This is a genomic window from Klebsiella sp. PK18 (genome assembly GCF_057784655.1).
Map to the genome: position 1 here is coordinate 4303496 of NZ_CM173493.1, position 17651 is coordinate 4321146.

Below are 17651 nucleotides of genomic sequence, written 5' to 3' on the forward strand. Positions count from 1 at the left end.
TCTTAATACTCGATGAAAGAGTGGGTCTGGTCAATCGTTGACCGGAAAATTATTCAGGAGTTATTTATGTCTAACACTATCGACCTGACGCTGGATGGCCTCTCCTGCGGCCACTGCGTCAAACGCGTGAAAGAGAGTCTGGAGCAGCGTCCTGACGTTGAGCAAGCCGAGGTGACCCTCACTGAAGCCCATGTCACGGGTAGCGCCAGCGCGCAAGCGCTGATTGAAACTGTGAAACAAGCCGGATACGGCGCGGAGCTCAGCCACCCAAAGGCTAAACCGCTGGCAGAATCATCAATCCCGTCGGAAGCACTGACAGCGGCCACTCCTGAGCTTCCGGCAGCCCATGACGAAGATGACAGTCAACAGCTGCTGATCAACGGCATGAGCTGCGCCAGCTGCGTCTCCCGGGTACAAAACGCGCTTGCCGCGGTGCCGGGCGTCTCACAGGCGCGGGTTAACCTGGCGGAACGCACGGCGCTGGTGATGGGCAGTGCGTCCGCCGCAGAATTAGTGCAGGCGGTGGAGAAAGCCGGCTATGGCGCGGAGGCGATCGAAGACGATCTGCAACGCCGCGAACGCCAGCAGGAAACTGCTATTGCTACGATGAAGCGTTTTCGCTGGCAGGCGATTGTCGCCCTGCTGGTCGGCGTGCCGGTGATGGTCTGGGGGATGATCGGCGATAACATGATGGTCAGCGACGACAACCGTTCGCTGTGGCTGGTCATCGGCCTTATCACCCTCGCCGTCATGGTCTTTGCCGGCGGCCACTTCTACCGCAGCGCGTGGAAAAGCCTGAAAAATGGCACCGCCACCATGGATACGCTGGTGGCGCTCGGCACCGGCGTCGCCTGGCTGTACTCGATGAGCGTCAACCTGTGGCCACAGTGGTTCCCGATGGAAGCCCGGCATCTGTATTACGAAGCCAGCGCGATGATTATCGGCCTGATTAACCTCGGCCATATGCTGGAAGCCCGCGCCCGCCAGCGCTCCTCGAAAGCGCTGGAGAAACTGCTCGATCTGACGCCGCCTTCAGCCCGCGTGGTGACCCCTGAGGGGGAAAAGGATCTGCCGCTCGCGGAAGTTCAGGCGGGTATGACGCTGCGCCTGACCACCGGCGACCGCGTCCCGGTCGACGGCGTGATAAGCCAGGGCGAAGCCTGGTTTGATGAAGCGATGCTCACCGGCGAACCGGTGCCACAGCAAAAAGGCGATGGCGATGCCATTCACGCCGGCACCGTGGTGCAGGATGGCAGCGTGCTGTTTACCGCCAGCGCCGTCGGCAGCCAGACCACGCTGGCAAGAATTATCCGCATGGTGCGCCAGGCGCAGAGCAGCAAACCGGAGATCGGCCAGCTGGCGGATAAAATCTCCGCCGTATTTGTTCCGGCGGTAGTCGCCATTGCGCTGATCAGCGCCGCGATCTGGTACGTCTTCGGCCCGGCGCCGCAGATCGTCTATACCCTGGTCATTGCCACCACGGTACTGATTATCGCCTGTCCGTGCGCGTTAGGCCTGGCGACGCCGATGTCGATTATCTCCGGCGTTGGCCGGGCGGCGGAGTACGGTGTGCTGGTGCGCGATGCCGATGCGCTGCAGCGCGCTAGCGAGCTCGACACCCTGGTGTTCGATAAAACCGGCACCCTGACCGAAGGCAAGCCGCAGGTGGTGGCGGTGAAAACTTTCGCTGGCATTGATGAAGCGACTGCGGTGCGTCTTGCCGCCGCGCTGGAGCAGGGCTCAAGTCATCCGCTGGCGCGAGCGATCCTCGATAAAGCCGCCGACAGTTCGTTGCCGGAAGTGAGCGGCTTCCGCACCCTGCGCGGCCTTGGCGTCAGCGGCGAAGCGGAAGGTCATCGCCTGCTGCTCGGCAACCAGGCGCTGCTCAACGAGCAGCATATCGCCACCGGCGATATAGAAAGCGAGATGACGGCGCAGGCCTCGCGCGGCGCCACGCCGGTGCTGCTGGCGGTGGATGGTCAGGCGGCCGCGCTGTTCGCCATCCGTGACCCGCTGCGCGAAGACAGCGTCGACGCCCTGGCCCGCCTGCATCGGCAGGGCTACCGGCTGGTGATGCTTACCGGGGATAATCCCACCACCGCGAAGGCCATCGCCAAAGAAGCCGGCATTGATGAAGTGATCGCTGGCGTGCTGCCGGACGGTAAAGCCGATGCCATTAAACGACTGCAGAGCCAGGGGCACAAAGTGGCGATGGTTGGCGACGGCATTAACGACGCTCCGGCGCTGGCCCAGGCGGATGTCGGGATCGCCATGGGCGGCGGCAGCGATGTCGCTATTGAAACCGCGGCGATCACCCTGATGCGCCATAGTCTTCACGGCGTGGCCGATGCGCTGGCGATTTCGAAGGCGACCTTACGCAATATGAAGCAGAACCTGCTGGGCGCGTTTGTCTACAACTCGCTGGGTATCCCGATTGCCGCCGGGATCCTCTGGCCGCTGACCGGCACCCTGCTCAACCCGGTGGTCGCCGGCGCGGCGATGGCGCTGTCGTCGATCACCGTGGTGAGTAACGCCAACCGCCTGCTGCGCTTTAAACCAAAAGAGTAAACGCCGTCAGATGAAACGGGCGCCGACGTTGTTCGGCGCCTGTATTTTTGCTGACACAAGAAAAGCCCGCCGGAAGGGTGACGTGTATCACCATATGCGCTAGCATGAATGCCTCACACTTCGGAGCGCGTATGGGCCTGTTAAACCGGATAAAAATGCTGTGGCGAGCCGCCGTCGGCTCGTCTTATTCCTGGCCTGCGATGGATATCGTCCTGCCCGGCGAACGCTATTTGCACCTCGTCGGCAGCATCCATATGGGCACCCGCGACATGGCGCCGCCACCAGCGAAGCTTCTGAAAAAAATACGCCAGGCCGATGCGTTAATCGTCGAGGCCGATATCAGCGGCAATGAAACCCCGTTTAGCAACCTTCCCTCTTACCCGCCGCTGGCAGAACGTCTGAGCGATGCGCAGTTGAGCGAGCTAGAGGCGCGAGCCGGCGAGCTGGGCCTGTCGGTCGGGCTGTTCGACAGCCAGCCGCTGTGGCAGGTGGCGATGGTGCTACAAGCCACCCAGGCGCAGAAGCTGGGACTGCGACCGGATTACGGCATCGATTATCAGTTGCTGATGGCCGCCCGCGAGAGCAACATAACGGTGATGGAGCTGGAAGGCGCCGACAGCCAAATCGCGCTGCTGCGCGATCTGCCCGACGGGGGGATGGCGCTGCTGGAGGATACGCTGACCCACTGGCGCACCAACGCCCGTTTACTGCAGGTGATGATCGGCTGGTGGCTGGAACAACCGCCATCGCACGGTGCGGTATCTCTGCCGACGACTTTCAGCCAGTCTTTATATGATGTGCTGATGCACCAGCGCAATCTCGCCTGGCGCGAGACGCTGCTGGCCTTGCCGCCGGGGCGCTACGTGGTTGCCGTCGGCGCGCTGCACCTGTATGGCGAAGGGAATCTGCCGGATATGCTGACCTAAAAAAATGGCCAATATTGCTATTGGCCCGTCAAAGAGGAATTTCATCATTATTATTATCCCGGGATTTGCATCCCGGATCGTCTGATTGTCGCTCAAAGTGGCCATCACTGCCAACACTATTGCGCAAGATGGTACTATTTTTTAGACAACCTGCGGGCGTATTCTGACGTCACGCAAAACCGGTTGGTAAGAAGGATAGCTATGACTCCCGCCGTTAAATTACTCGAAAAAAACAAAATCCCCTTTCAGATCCACAGTTACGATCACGATCCCAATGAGACCAACTTCGGAGATGAAGTGGTGCGCAAGCTCGGCCTCAATGCCGACCAGGTTTACAAGACCCTGCTGGTCGCCGTTAACGGCGATATGAAGCATCTGGCGGTCGCCGTCACCCCGGTCGCCGGGCAGCTGGATTTGAAGAAAGTGGCGAAAGCGCTGGGCGCCAAGAAAGTCGACATGGCCGACCCGATGGTGGCGCAGCGTATCACCGGCTATCTGGTGGGCGGCATCAGTCCGCTGGGGCAGAAGAAGCGCCTGCCGACGGTGATTGACGCCCCGGCGCAGGAATTTGCCACCATCTATATTTCCGGCGGCAAACGCGGTCTGGATATTGAGCTGGCGGCCAGCGATCTGGCGCAGCTTCTGGACGCGAAGTTCGCCGATATCGCCCGCCGCGATTGAGCACACCATCCCGGATAGCGGCGCACGCGCCTTATCCGGGCTACCCAACTCGTAGCCCCGGTAAGCGCAGCGCCACCGGGGAAATAGCCAACCTGAAACCCAGGCTTACTGCCAGCTCACCTCGCTTTTCGGCTCGTAGGCTGCCGCATCCAGCGGCGAGTTCTTCTCGATATACTCTTTCAGCACTTCGGCATCGATAAAGCCGGTATTCACATACCCGGGTTTATCGGCAATGTTCGGATATCCATCGCCGCCGGTAGCGTTAAAGCTCAGCGTCGCCATCCGGTAGGTCTTCGCCGGATCCACCGGTTCGCCTTTGATTTTCAGATCGTTCAGTTTGCCATCTTTGGCTACAAAGCTGACGTTGGCAAACTGCGGATAGGCGCCGGAATCCGGCTTCATCTGCGCGACGGCGGTCAGGTAATCCACCACCTCCTTGCCGCTCATATCGACATAGGTCAGCACATTGCCGAACGGCTGGACCTTCATCACATCCTTATAGGTGATATCCCCCGCCTCGATCGAGTCGCGGATCCCACCGCCGCTCATCACCGCGAAATCCGCATTGCTGCGCGCCATCTGCGCCGCCAGCAGCAGGTGCCCCATATTGGTCTGCACAAAGCGCACTTTACTGCGGTCGCCCTCCAGATGACCATTCACGCTACCGATTTTGACCTGCAGTTGCGCTTTGCCTTTGTTCTGGAATGGCGTCAGCAGCGACATCATCTGCGGGTTCTCCGCGATCTGCGGCGTATACAGCACCCGCTCGCTTTGGCCGTTATCGTAAGTCACTTTTTTCTTCAGGTTCACCGGGATCAACTGATAATGCACCAGCTTCATCTCGCCGTTGCGGAACTCAAAATCGGCGCGGCCGACGTATTTGCCCCACTCATGCGCCTGGACGATCCAGATGCCGTTCTGACGATCCGGCGCGCACGGGGTGCCTGGCACATAATCGACCTGCTTTTTATTTTCCGACGCCATGCATACCGGATCCTGCGAGTGACCGCCGACGATCATCGCCAGCGATCCCGCAGGTAAACTCCGCGCCATTTCAACGTCGCCCGGCGCGTTAGAGCCGTGGTTGCCATTGTCGTAATGGCCCATATGGGTGGTGGCCAGGATCACGTCCGGCTTTTCATTCTGCTGCAGCTCCTGGATCACCAGCTTCGCCTCTTCCGCCGGTTTGCGGAATTCGATATCGGTGAAATATTCCGGATTGCCAATCTTGGCCGTATCGTCGGTGGTTAAGCCAATCACCGCGATTTTCAGCCCGCCGCGCTTAAACAGCGCCCAGGGTTTGAACAGCCGTTCGCCGGTGCTTTTCTGATAAATATTGGCCGACAGGAACGGGAACTTCGCCCACTTTTCCTGCTGGCGCAGCACGCTAAGCGGATTATCAAATTCATGGTTCCCCACCGCCATTGCGTCGTAGCCGATCAGGTTCATGCCGCGAAAATCGGGCTCTGCATCCTGTAAATCAGACTCCGGCACGCCGGTATTAATATCGCCGCCGGATAACAGCAGGACGCTCCCCCCTTCCGCCGCCACTTCTTTCCGGATGCCATCGACCAACGTTTTCTGCGCCGCCAGACCATATTCGCCGTAGTCATTGCGCCAGAAATGGCCGTGATGATCGTTGGTGTGCAGGATGGTAATTTTATAGGTTTTATCCTGCTCATAGGCCTGTGCGGACAGGCTGCCCAGCGATAAGGCGGCAAATAACGCCAGCGCTACGCGATGTTTAAAATACTGCATGCTTCACTCCCTGACTTAATCCCAAGTGCCGAAAGTATAGCGAGTTAGTCGCGTTGACAAATATGTTTTCAGAATTGCGACTTCCTTCAACCCCTAAGGACAGGTATGTTAGTCGGATAATAATTCCACCTGCATCCTCTATACGCCTTCGCGTTGTATGGCATTGCGTCAGCCCGTTGGTTATATTTCCCATGTAGTAGCCGGGAAAATCAGGGTCGTCGCCATGGCGTAAAAATGACGAAAGCTATATAAAAAAGTGACGTGAACCTATGGCAATCAATCAGACCGCTCAACCCCTGTCCGGCCCCGCTGCGCCGCCGCAAAAAGCACGCACCTCGTTTGGCATCTTAGGCGCGATCAGCCTGTCCCATTTGCTTAACGATATGATCCAGTCGCTCATCCTGGCGATTTACCCGCTGCTGCAGGCGGAGTTCTCCCTTACCTTCGTGCAGATCGGGATGATCACCCTCACCTTCCAGCTGACCTCATCGCTATTCCAGCCGGTGATTGGTTACATCACCGATAAGCGCTCAATGCCGTGGTCCCTGCCGGTGGGCATGTGCTTCACCCTCTGCGGTTTGATTCTGCTGGCGCTGGCCGGGAGTTTCGGCATGGTGCTGCTGGCTGCCGCGCTGGTGGGTACCGGCTCCTCGGTTTTCCATCCGGAATCATCCCGCGTGGCGCGGATGGCCTCTGGCGGCCGTCACGGCCTGGCCCAGTCGCTGTTCCAGGTCGGCGGCAACTTCGGCAGCTCGCTTGGTCCATTGCTGGCGGCGGTAATTATCGCCCCCTATGGCAAAGGCAACGTCGCCTGGTTCGTGCTGGCCGCCCTGCTGGCTATTGTGGTGCTGTCGCAAATCAGCCGCTGGTATGCCGCGCAGCACCGGATGAATAAAGGCAAACCGAAGCCGCTGATCGTTAATCCGCTGCCGCGCAATAAGGTGATTCTGGCGGTAGGTATTCTGCTGATGCTGATTTTCTCGAAATATTTCTATATGGCGAGCATTAGCAGCTATTACACCTTTTATCTGATGCATAAGTTCGGATTATCGGTGCAAAATGCCCAGCTTCATCTGTTTGCCTTCCTGTTCGCGGTTGCCGCCGGGACGGTAATCGGCGGGCCAGTTGGCGATAAAATTGGACGTAAATATGTGATTTGGGGCTCTATCCTCGGTGTGGCGCCGTTTACCCTCGTTTTACCCTACGCCAGCCTTGAATGGACGGGGATTTTAACGGTGATTATTGGTTTTATCCTCGCCTCGGCCTTTTCCGCTATCCTGGTCTATGCGCAGGAGCTGCTGCCGGGTCGAATCGGCATGGTTTCTGGCCTGTTCTTCGGCTTCGCCTTTGGCATGGGTGGCCTTGGCGCCGCGGTGCTGGGCCTGCTGGCGGACCATACCAGTATCGATCTGGTGTATAAAATCTGTGCCTTCCTGCCGCTGCTGGGTTTCCTGACGATATTTCTTCCTGATAACCGGCAAAAAGCCTGATTATCCGGCGGCCAAAGTGCAACGCTGGCCGCCGTTATCCCTTGCGCCATCAGCCTGATGCGCGCATTCCCTCCGCGATTTTCCCTTCTGTGCCTTTTGGCCGGTTAATTCCATTTTTTTGCACAATTCAAGAATTATTCATAAACAAAGTGAACGTTTTTGTCATAAACTATTACCCGGATAGGGTAGCAAAATGGACCGATACACCACTGGAAAGGAGACGGAATGCACCACGCAACACCGCTTATCACCACCATTGTCGGCGGCCTCGTGCTCGCCTTTATTCTCGGCATGATTGCCAATAAGCTACGTATTTCTCCTCTGGTGGGATATCTCTTAGCGGGCGTGCTGGCCGGACCTTTCACCCCAGGCTTTGTTGCTGATACCAAACTGGCTCCTGAACTGGCAGAACTCGGCGTGATCCTGCTGATGTTCGGCGTCGGGCTGCATTTTTCCCTGAAAGATCTGATGGCAGTAAAGTCGATCGCCATTCCCGGGGCCATCGCCCAGATAGCCGTGGCGACGCTGCTGGGTATGGCACTTTCCGCCGCCCTTGGCTGGTCGCTGATGACCGGCATCGTCTTTGGCCTGTGTCTCTCCACCGCCAGTACCGTGGTGCTACTGCGTGCCCTCGAGGAGCGACAGCTTATTGACAGTCAGCGCGGGCAGATTGCCATTGGCTGGCTGATTGTAGAAGACCTGGTGATGGTCCTGACGCTGGTCCTGCTGCCAGCGATTGCCGGGATGACGGAGAAAGGTGACGTTGGCTTCGCCTCTCTGGCCCTCGACCTCGGGATCACCATTGGTAAAGTGGTGGCCTTTATCGCCATCATGATGCTGGTCGGTCGCCGGTTGGTGCCGTGGATCATGTCGCGCAGCGCCGCCACCGGATCACGCGAGCTGTTCACCCTGTCGGTGCTGGCCCTGGCGCTGGGCATCGCCTTCGGCGCAGTGGAGCTGTTTGATGTCTCCTTCGCCCTTGGCGCCTTCTTCGCCGGCATGGTGCTTAACGAATCTGAGCTGAGCCACCGCGCCGCCCATGACACCCTGCCGCTGCGCGACGCCTTCGCGGTGCTGTTCTTTGTCTCCGTCGGCATGCTGTTTGACCCGATGGTGCTGGTGCAGCAGCCGCTGGCGGTGCTGGCGACACTGGCGATTATTATCTTTGGTAAATCCGCCGCCGCCTTTTTCCTCGTGCGTATGTTTGGTCATTCGCCGCGTACCGCATTGACCATTGCCGCCAGCCTGGCGCAGATTGGTGAGTTTGCCTTTATTCTCGCCGGCCTGGGGATGGCGCTTAACCTGCTGCCGCAGGCTGGACAAAACCTGGTGCTGGCCGGGGCGATCATCTCGATTATGCTCAACCCGGTGCTGTTTACCCTGCTGGAAAAATATCTCGATAAAACCGAAACCCTCGACGAGCAGACGCTGGAAGAGGTGCTGGAAGATGAGAAACAGGTGCCAGTCGATATCTGTAACCACGCGCTGCTGGTTGGCTTCGGCCGCGTCGGCAGTCTGCTGGGCGAGAAGCTGATGGCCCAGGGGATCCCGCTGGTGGTGGTTGAAACCTCGCGTACCCGCGTGGATGAGTTACGCGAGCGCGGGATCAGCGCGGTGCTGGGTAATGCCGCCAATGAAGAGATCATGGAACTGGCGCATCTCGACTGCGCCCGCTGGCTGCTGCTGACTATCCCCAACGGCTACGAGGCCGGAGAGATTGTCGCTTCCGCACGGGAAAAATGCCCGAATATCGAGATCATCGCCCGCGCCCATTACGATGATGAAGTGGACTACATTATCGATCGCGGGGCTAATCAGGTGGTGATGGGCGAGCGGGAAATTGCCCGCGCCATGCTGCAGCTTCTGGAAACGCCACCGGCCGGTGAAGTGGTCACCGGCTGATGTACTGCCCTCTCCCCGTCGGGAGAGGGGCGCGCTTACCGATCCCAGTACGCCTCTTCCAGGCTGTCCTCACGCTCCGGCAGGCCGCGGGTTAAACGCGGCGAGTGCTGGTTCAGCACCTGATAGCTCACGCGGTTGGCATATTTACACACCTGCGCCAGTGAGGAGTAGGTCAGCCATTTGCATTTGTGCTTGCTGGAGTTGGGTACGTTATTGCGGTGGTAGTTATTGGCGGTGATGTCATGCAGCAGCGCCGCCAGGGCGCCGTCGCCAGCGCCGTTGGTATTCATGATTTTTTCAGGCCCGCCCATATACGGGGCGATATGTGAATAGATACGCAGCGGATTAACGCAATCCTGGTGGCGCATCGCACGGCTGAATTCAAACTGGTTAAACTCCGGGATCGCCCCCGGCAGCAGCGGATGCTGGGTTTTCCGCTTCGCCTCTTCTTCGGTAAAGCCCGCCATATACAGGCCCGCCGGACCGGCAGTGCACAGCACCAGGTCGACCCAGTCCAGCGCTTTATCCGCCGCCGACAGCGGATCGGCAAAACCGGTCAGGGCTTCCCCTTCTTCTTCATTCATCGCCAGAATCGAGACATGCTCCTGCAGGAACTGCTGCCACCACGCCGGGTTATCGGCAATCACGTATTTAGTTCCGAGAGTTAACACCACCGGCACATCATGCTTTTTGGCGTACTCGATGGCTTTCATCGTGGCGTCTGGCATCGGCTCGCCCGGCTTGCAGCGTACCAGGTAGGAGGTGAGCACCAGCGCCGAGGCGCCGGCGATCACCGCTTCCGGAATGCTTTCCGGGCGCAGCTTGTTCATGTGACCCGGGCTGATGGCGAAGGTGCGCTCGCCGCTGTCGCTGATCAGGGTAAAACAGCGGCCAATGGCGCCGTCGACGCCCTGCAGATAGTTCAGATCGGTGCGGCTGGAGGTATTGCACAGGTAACGATAGGCATAGCCGCCGATGTCGATATTGCTGCACATCACGCCAAGCAGCACCGAGCGATCGTCCGCCAGCACCGAGTAGTTGTGCATGGTATTGCCGATGGTGCCGCCGGCAAACTGATGGGTAATGAGATTATTGCGTACCAGCTCCTGGTACAGCGCCTCGGCGACGTCATCTTCAATCACCAGCGAGTGGCCCGCGCTCAGACCATAGCGTACGATAAACGCTTCATCCACTTTCGCTTCGATATCCACCAGCGTCTGGTCGATACCGACCACCCAGGAGACGCTGGATTCATTCTCCGGTTGAATTTGCTGCAGCAGCGGGTCGCGGGCGTTGACGGGAAAATAGTGTTTGGATTTGCGTTTACCGGGAAATTTCATAGTGGCGCTTAAATAACAGGGAACAAGCGGGAAATAGTAGCATATTCCCCGCCCTGCGCGCGATCAGCGATAAGGCGCCGTCAGGTTGACCATCATCTCAATATGCGCCACATCCGCATTTAGCGCCGGAATATATTCATACTGCTCGCCACCCGCTTCGAGGAAAACTTCCCGGTTCTGAACAGCAATCTCTTCCAGCGTTTCGAGACAGTCAGCGGCAAACCCCGGGCACAGCACCTGAATATGCTTCGTCCCCTGCTCGCCAAGCATCTTCAGCGTCTCATCGGTGTACGGCGTCAGCCAGGGTTCCCGGCCAAAGCGTGACTGGAAGGTCATCATCACCCGCTCCGGCGGCAGCCCCAGCGCGGAAACCAGTTCCCGCGTGGTATCGCGACAGCGCTGGGGATAATCATCGCCCTGGTTGGCATAGCGCTGCGGGATCCCATGGTAGGAGAGCAGCAGCAGATCGGGTTCCCCGTGCACCGCGAAGGAGGCGCGCACGCTGGCCGCCAGCGCATGGATATAGTCCGGGTGATCGGCATAATCGCGAATAAACGAGATACCCGGAATAGCGCGCTTTTTCGCAAGGATCCGCGCCAGCTCATCCCAGACGGCGGCCACCGTCGAACAGGAATATTGTGGGTACAGCGGCAGCACTACGATGTGCCCCACCCCCTGCGCCAGTAAATCATCCACCGCGCTGGCCAGCGACGGCGAACCATAGCTCATGCCCAGCGCCACCGGCGTATCCGGCAGCCTGGCGGCCAGCGCCTGCTGCTGGCGACGGCTGTATACCATCAGCGGCGATCCCTCCTCCATCCACACGGACTGATAGAGCTTCGCCACGCGCGGGGAGCGAATCGGCAGTATGACGCCACGCAGCAGCGGCCACCATAGCAGACGAGATGTATCCACCACCCGTTTGTCGCTGAGGAATTGTCGCAGATAGCGCTTCACCGCACCGGGGGTGGGCGCATCGGGAGTGCCTAAATTGGCCAGCAAGATACCTGTTTTCGTCTGATGCATTACCGCCTCTTAACCATTTGAATCGCAGCCAATTGTAGCTGAAATGGCGCTAAACGGAACCAATCATAGCAAAAGGTAGAAATGAGAGGAGTTCTCATCCTGCCGCAGCAGGATGAGAAAAGGCTTTATCAGCCGAGGATTTTTTCCAGTTCAGCGCGCACGTCAGCTACCGCTTTGGTGCCGTCGACTTTGGCATATTTGGTGTTGCCCGCCTGCGCTTCTTTGGTGTAGTAGCCGATCAGCGGCGCTGTCATCTGATGGTATTCCACCAGGCGTTTACGCACGGTCTCTTCCTGATCGTCTTTACGGGTGGTCAGCTCTTCGCCGGTCACATCGTCTTTGCCTTCCACCTTCGGCGGATTGAATTTGATGTGGTAGACGCGACCGGATGCCGCGTGAACGCGACGGCCAACGATGCGGTCGACGATCAGTTCGTCCGGCACGTCGAATTCCAGCACGTAATCAACGGTAATACCCGCTTCTTTCATGGCGTCAGCCTGCGGAATGGTGCGCGGGAAGCCGTCCAGCAGGAAACCGTTACGGCAATCTTCCTGGGCGATACGCTCTTTCACCAGCGCGATGACCAGCTCATCGGTCACCAGCTTGCCGGCGTCCATAATGTCTTTCGCTTGCTTACCGAGCTCAGAGCCGGATTTTACCGCCGCGCGCAGCATATCGCCGGTGGAGATTTGCGGAATACCGTATTTCTCCATGATGAACTGAGCCTGAGTTCCTTTACCCGCGCCCGGAGCGCCAAGCAGAATAATACGCATTACGAAAATCCCCTCAAAAGTCGATTCAATTTTTCAAAAACGCTAAACCATACCACCAGAACGGCGATGGCTCAAGGAAGGCGGTGCGGCTGAAACGGTTAATGGTGAGATATTTTATGCAATCCAATGTGAAATGCCCCGCTGGAGCAAATTGCTCAGGCGGGGCATTTATCCCGTTCCCGGCGTCGCGTCGCTCGGCCGGGCTACTCGTTCAGGTTCGCGTCAGGAAGCCAGCAGCTGGTTCATACGACGGATAAACTGGTTCGGATCTTCCAGCGTGCCGCGCTCGGCCAGCAGCGCCTGATCCAGCAGCAGTTCCACCCATTCGCCGAACTGCGCGTCATCCTGGGTATCGGCGGCGCGTTTCACCAGCTGATGCGCCGGGTTCAGTTCGAAGATGTATTTCACTTCCGGTGCCGCCTGGCCCGCTGCCGCGAACAGCTTCGCCATCTGCGTGCTCATCTCATCGGCATCGGTAGTGACAATCGCCGGGGTGTCGGTCAGACGATGGGTCAGACGCACCTCTTTCACCCGGTCGCCAAGCAGGTTTTTCACACGCTCAACGAACGGCTCCAGCGCTTTTTCAGCTTCTTTGGCGGACTCGTCCACTTCATCCGCCAGCTTGTCCAGCGACTCGTCGGCTTTCGCCACCGACTGGAACGCTTTGCCGTCGAACTCGGTCAGGTAGCTCATCATCCACTCGTCGATGCGATCGGAGAGCAGCAGAACTTCAATCCCTTTCTTACGCAGCAGTTCGAGGTGCGGGCTGCTCTTCGCCGCCGCATAGCTGTCGGCAGTGATGTAGTAGATCTTCTCCTGGCCTTCTTTCATCCGCGAGACATACTCTTCCAGCGACACGGTCTGCGCGGAGGAGTCGGTATGCGTCGTCGCGAAACGCAGCAGTTTGGCGATCGCTTCCTGGTTGCTCGGATCTTCCGCCGGGCCCTCTTTCAGCACCAGGCCGAACTGTTTCCAGAAAGTTTGATATTTTTCAGCGTCGTCTTTCGCCAGCTTATCCAGCATCTGCAGCGCGCGTTTGGTCAGCGCGGTACGCAGGTTGCGGGTCACGCTGCTGTCCTGCAGGATTTCACGGGAGACGTTCAGCGGCAGATCGTTGGAGTCGATCAGGCCACGCACGAAGCGCAGGTAGTTCGGCATAAACTGCTCGGCGTCGTCCATAATGAACACACGCTGCACGTACAGCTTCAGGCCGTGTTTATGATCGCGGTTCCACATATCCCACGGCGCCTGCGACGGGATATACAGCAGGCTGGTATACTCCTGCTTACCTTCCACGCGGTTGTGGCTCCAGGTCAGCGGGTCGCTGTAGTCGTGAGCGATATGCTTGTAGAACTCTTTGTATTCGTCGTCGTTCACTTCGGACTTGCTGCGGGTCCACAGGGCCTGCGCCTTGTTGATTTTTTCCCACGAAATCACGGTTTCGCCGTCTTTCTCTTCCTGCTTTTCAATCTCAACCGGCAGCGCGATATGGTCGGAATACTTGCTGATGATGGAGCGCACGCGCCAGTCGTTGAGGAAATCGTCTTCGCCCTCACGCAGATGCAGGGTGATTTCGGTGCCGCGATCGGCTTTGGTGATGTCGGCAACGGTGTATTCCCCTTCGCCGGCGGATTCCCAGAACACGCCGTTCTCAGGTTTATCGCCCGCCGCACGGGTACGCACGGTCACTTTATCCGCCACGATGAAGGCAGAGTAGAAGCCGACGCCGAACTGGCCGATCAGCTGGCTGTCTTTCGCCTGGTCGGAACCCATCGATTCCAGAAACGCTTTGGTGCCGGATTTGGCGATAGTGCCGAGATGATCGATAACCTCTTCCCGGTTCATGCCGATACCGTTATCGGCGATGGTCAGGGTGCGGTTGTCTTTATCAAACGAAACCCGTACGCGCAGCTCGCCATCGCCCTCATACAAATCCGGCTGCGACAGCGCGCGGAAACGCAGCTTATCGGCCGCATCAGAGGCGTTGGAAATCAGCTCACGCAGAAAGATTTCTTTGTTGGAATAGAGGGAATGGATCATCAGGTGCAGAAGTTGCTTTACCTCTGACTGAAAACCACGAGTTTCTTGTCCTTTCATCTGATTCAACCTCAACAATGCCATTTTAAATGGGGTAAAAAACCGTTGAGTGGGAGATGGGGACTGCGGGGAAATTTTTCAAGCGGAGGCGGCGCTGGCCGCCTCCATTTGTTCAGAAAGTAATCTTGTGACGACCGGCCAGCGAGTGGGACAGCGTGGTGCCGTCGACCATTTCCAGCTCGCCGCCCACCGGCACGCCGTGGGCGATGCGGCTGGCATCAACGCCATACTGCGCGCACAGCTCCGCGATGTAGTTGGCCGTCGCCTCACCCTCAACGGTCGGGTTAGTGGCAAGGATCACCTCGGTGATCGACTCCGCTTCCAGCCGTTGTTCAAGGCGATCGAGCCCGATGTCATCTGGCCCGATGCCGTCGAGCGGCGACAGGTGCCCCATCAGCACGAAGTAGCGGCCGGAATACTGCCCGGTCTGCTCAATGGCGTGGATATCCGCCGGACTCTCCACCACGCAGATCTGGCCGTTTTCCTGGCGACGCGGGTTGCTGCAGATATTGCACACCTCCTGCTCGGTGAAGGTGCGGCAATCGGCGCAGTGGCCGATCTCCGACATCGCGCGCGTCAGCGCCTGCGCCAGGCGCATACCGCCGCTGCGATCGCGCTGCAGCAGGGTAAACGCCATGCGCTGCGCCGACTTCGGGCCAACGCCCGGCAGACAGCGCAGCGCTTCCATAAGCTGAGTTAACAGCGGGCTGGTTTGCATCAGAACGGCATCTTGAAGCCTGGCGGCAGCTGCATACCGGCAGAAACGGAAGCCATCTTCTCTTTCTGGGTCTCTTCAATGCGGCGCGCGGCGTCGTTAAACGCGGCAGCCACCAGATCTTCCAGCATCTCTTTGTCGTCTTCCAGCAGGCTTGGGTCGATTTCCACACGGCGGCAGTTGTGCGCGCCGTTAATGGTCACTTTCACCAGACCCGCGCCGGATTCGCCGGTCACTTCCAGCTGAGCGATCTCTTCCTGCATCTTCTGCATTTTGTCTTGCATCTGCTGGGCCTGCTTCATCAGGTTACCCAGGCCGCCTTTTCCACCAAACATAGGCTTCTCTCTCAGTCATCGTTAAAGGTACTGAATGCCAGTCAGACTGGCGTTCAAATGGGGCGGATACTCTCTTCATCCAGATCGGCGTCGAAGAAACGACGCAGGGTCTGAATGTTATTATCCGCGATAATGGCTTCGCGCGCCTGCGCGAGCTTTTCTTCATAAATAGCCTGCCGCCACTCCAGCGGCGTACGCATCGCGGGATTATCATCTTCCACGATGGTCAATTCAACCGGCGTACCGTACAACACCCCCAGCGCTTCAGCCAGCTTTTGCTGCGCGCCGGTGGAATTGAGGTGACGCTGGCTGGGGCGCAGATGCAGACAGACGCGGCTGCCCTCCTGCTCTTTCCACGCGTTGAGCGCCACCTGCTCGACCAGCTTAGGTACCGCCAGCCGGCTCACTTCCGCCGCCCAGCTGTCGCGCTCGACCGCTTCTTCGGCGAGCTTGGCCGCCAGCTCCGGCGTCTTCTCATGCTCCAGCGCTTTTTTCAGCGCTTTTGGCGTGGCGACTTCGACTTTGGCCTCTTCAACCACTGTCGTGGCCTTCCAGCGATAGGCCTCTTTCTTCGCCGGGGCCTGCTCAAGGGCAGCCGCCGCCGGACGAGCCTGGACGCGCTCGGTAATCGAACTCAGTCGCTCCAGCGCAGCGTTATTCACCGGCCGCGCGCGGGAAGCGGCTGCCGGTTCACTCTTTTTTGGAGTGGTTGCTCCCTGGCTGCGCTGCAGGTGGCTGCGGGCCGCCAGCACCTGGCTGGTGGTCGGCGGCAAACTCTGCGACGGCTGCTGCGGCGGCGCAGCGGGGGCAACCGGCTGACGCGGCGCGGGCGCGGCGGTCTGTGCTGGCTGCACTTCCGGCTCTGGCAGCGGCTTACGCGGATGAAACGCCAGCGCGCGGAGCAGCGTCATTTCGACGCCCATTCGCCGGTCCGGCGCATAAGGCAGCTCTTTGCGGCCCATCAGCAGCGTTTGGTAGTAAAGCTGAACGTCACCCGGCGGTACGGTTCGCGCCAGTTCGCGCATCCGCACTTCGACCGTGGCCATATCGGCGCCCAGCGCCGAAGGCGATAGCTGTACCATGGCGATGCGGTGCAGCAGGCTCTGCATCTCCACCAACAGCGCCTCCCACTCGACGCCGCGTGCGGCGGCGTCATTGACGCCCGCCATCACCCGCTCGCCGTCGGCAGCAACCAGCGCTTCAATCAGCGACAGCGCCTGATCGTCATCAAGGGTGCCGAGCATGGTGCTCACCGATGCGGCCGTCAGTTGTCCTTCTCCACTGGCAATCGCCTGATCGGTCAGGCTTAAGGCATCGCGCAGGCTGCCGTCGGCTGCCCGCGACAAGAGCTGCAGCGCACGGGGCTCAAAGGCAATCTGCTCTTCGCCAAGAATATGCTCCAGCTGATGGCGGATCTGTTCAACATCCAGGGCTTTGAGATGGAACTGCAGGCAGCGGGATAAGATCGTCACCGGCAGCTTCTGCGGATCCGTCGTCGCCAGCAGGAATTTGACGTGCGCTGGCGGCTCCTCCAGCGTTTTTAATAACGCGTTGAAGCTGTGGCGCGACAACATATGGACTTCGTCGATGAGATAGACCTTAAAGCGGCCGCGGGCCGGCGCGTACTGGACGTTATCCAGCAGGTCGCGGGTATCTTCGACTTTGGTGCGCGAGGCGGCGTCAATCTCAATCAGATCGACAAAACGCCCCTGTTCAATTTCCCGGCAGTTATCACACACGCCGCAGGGGGTGGCGGTGATGCCGGTTTCACAGTTTAACCCTTTCGCCAGCAGACGGGCGATGGAGGTCTTACCGACCCCGCGGGTACCGGAAAAAAGATAAGCGTGATGAATGCGCCCTAACGACAAGCCGTTCGCCAGTGCGGTCAGCACATGTTCCTGGCCGACGACGTCAGCAAAGGTTTGTGGGCGCCATTTACGGGCTAAGACCTGATAACTCATGGGCTGGCTCTGAAACGCTGGAAGGTGAAATCACGAAGGGGTCATGCTATCACAGCCCCGCCCGATCGGCGAGGCTATG

The 17651-nt window shown here is 58.9% G+C and carries 13 protein-coding genes and 1 other annotated feature; of the genes, 5 read left to right on the plus strand and 8 right to left on the minus strand.

Annotation, left to right across the window (positions count from 1 at the left end; genetic code table 11):
• Positions 1-66: 66 nt before the first annotated feature.
• From copA to ybaK, 3 genes are all read left to right on the plus strand, one after another.
• Complete coding sequence (copA, locus tag AC3EMD_RS21260; protein ID WP_302073770.1) at positions 67-2568, plus strand: copper-exporting P-type ATPase CopA; 2502 nt, start codon at positions 67-69, stop codon at positions 2566-2568.
• 131 nt (positions 2569-2699) lie between these two features.
• Positions 2700-3494, plus strand: coding sequence for a TraB/GumN family protein (locus tag AC3EMD_RS21265; RefSeq protein WP_046620504.1), 795 nt, complete (start codon positions 2700-2702; stop codon positions 3492-3494).
• A 201-nt stretch (positions 3495-3695) separates the two neighbouring features.
• A complete protein-coding gene (ybaK, locus tag AC3EMD_RS21270; protein WP_004204728.1) occupies positions 3696-4175 on the plus strand; it encodes a Cys-tRNA(Pro)/Cys-tRNA(Cys) deacylase YbaK in 480 nt (159 codons plus the stop codon).
• 105 nt (positions 4176-4280) lie between these two features.
• On the opposite strand, the gene ushA is transcribed toward ybaK, so the two are convergent.
• Positions 4281-5933, minus strand: coding sequence for a bifunctional UDP-sugar hydrolase/5'-nucleotidase UshA (gene ushA, locus AC3EMD_RS21275; RefSeq protein WP_046882286.1), 1653 nt, complete (start codon positions 5931-5933; stop codon positions 4281-4283).
• A 269-nt stretch (positions 5934-6202) separates the two neighbouring features.
• On the opposite strand from ushA, the gene AC3EMD_RS21280 reads away from it, so the two are divergent.
• Positions 6203-7423, plus strand: coding sequence for an MFS transporter (locus tag AC3EMD_RS21280; RefSeq protein ID WP_008805454.1), 1221 nt, complete (start codon positions 6203-6205; stop codon positions 7421-7423).
• 225 nt (positions 7424-7648) lie between these two features.
• A complete protein-coding gene (gene ybaL / locus AC3EMD_RS21285) occupies positions 7649-9325 on the plus strand; it encodes a YbaL family putative K(+) efflux transporter (RefSeq protein WP_008805453.1) in 1677 nt (558 codons plus the stop codon).
• 35 nt (positions 9326-9360) lie between these two features.
• Here the strand turns inward: ybaL and AC3EMD_RS21290 are convergent, their stop codons facing one another.
• The 7 genes from AC3EMD_RS21290 to dnaX form a co-directional block, all read right to left on the minus strand.
• Entirely contained in the window at positions 9361-10665 is a 1305-nt protein-coding gene (locus tag AC3EMD_RS21290) for an inosine/guanosine kinase (protein ID WP_008805452.1), read from the minus strand.
• Positions 10666-10728: 63 nt separating this feature from the next.
• Entirely contained in the window at positions 10729-11691 is a 963-nt protein-coding gene (hemH, locus tag AC3EMD_RS21295) for a ferrochelatase (protein WP_008805451.1), read from the minus strand.
• 128 nt (positions 11692-11819) lie between these two features.
• On the minus strand, positions 11820-12464 hold the full coding sequence (gene adk / locus AC3EMD_RS21300; RefSeq protein ID WP_002892184.1) for an adenylate kinase: 645 nt from the start codon (positions 12462-12464) through the stop codon (positions 11820-11822).
• A 222-nt stretch (positions 12465-12686) separates the two neighbouring features.
• Positions 12687-14561 (minus strand): molecular chaperone HtpG, encoded by a 1875-nt coding sequence (gene htpG, locus AC3EMD_RS21305; protein ID WP_110235756.1) that lies wholly within the window; start codon positions 14559-14561, stop codon positions 12687-12689.
• A gap of 112 nt (positions 14562-14673) precedes the next feature.
• Entirely contained in the window at positions 14674-15279 is a 606-nt protein-coding gene (gene recR, locus AC3EMD_RS21310) for a recombination mediator RecR (RefSeq protein ID WP_008805449.1), read from the minus strand.
• On the minus strand, positions 15279-15611 hold the full coding sequence (locus tag AC3EMD_RS21315) for a YbaB/EbfC family nucleoid-associated protein (RefSeq protein WP_008805448.1): 333 nt from the start codon (positions 15609-15611) through the stop codon (positions 15279-15281). Before AC3EMD_RS21315 ends, recR begins: the two co-directional genes overlap by 1 nt.
• A gap of 53 nt (positions 15612-15664) precedes the next feature.
• Complete coding sequence (gene dnaX, locus AC3EMD_RS21320; protein WP_012968809.1) at positions 15665-17572, minus strand: DNA polymerase III subunit gamma/tau; 1908 nt, start codon at positions 17570-17572, stop codon at positions 15665-15667.
• Positions 16268-16332: a sequence feature (DnaX frameshifting element), on the minus strand. (Overlaps the previous gene by 65 nt.)
• Positions 17573-17651: the final 79 nt, after the last annotated feature.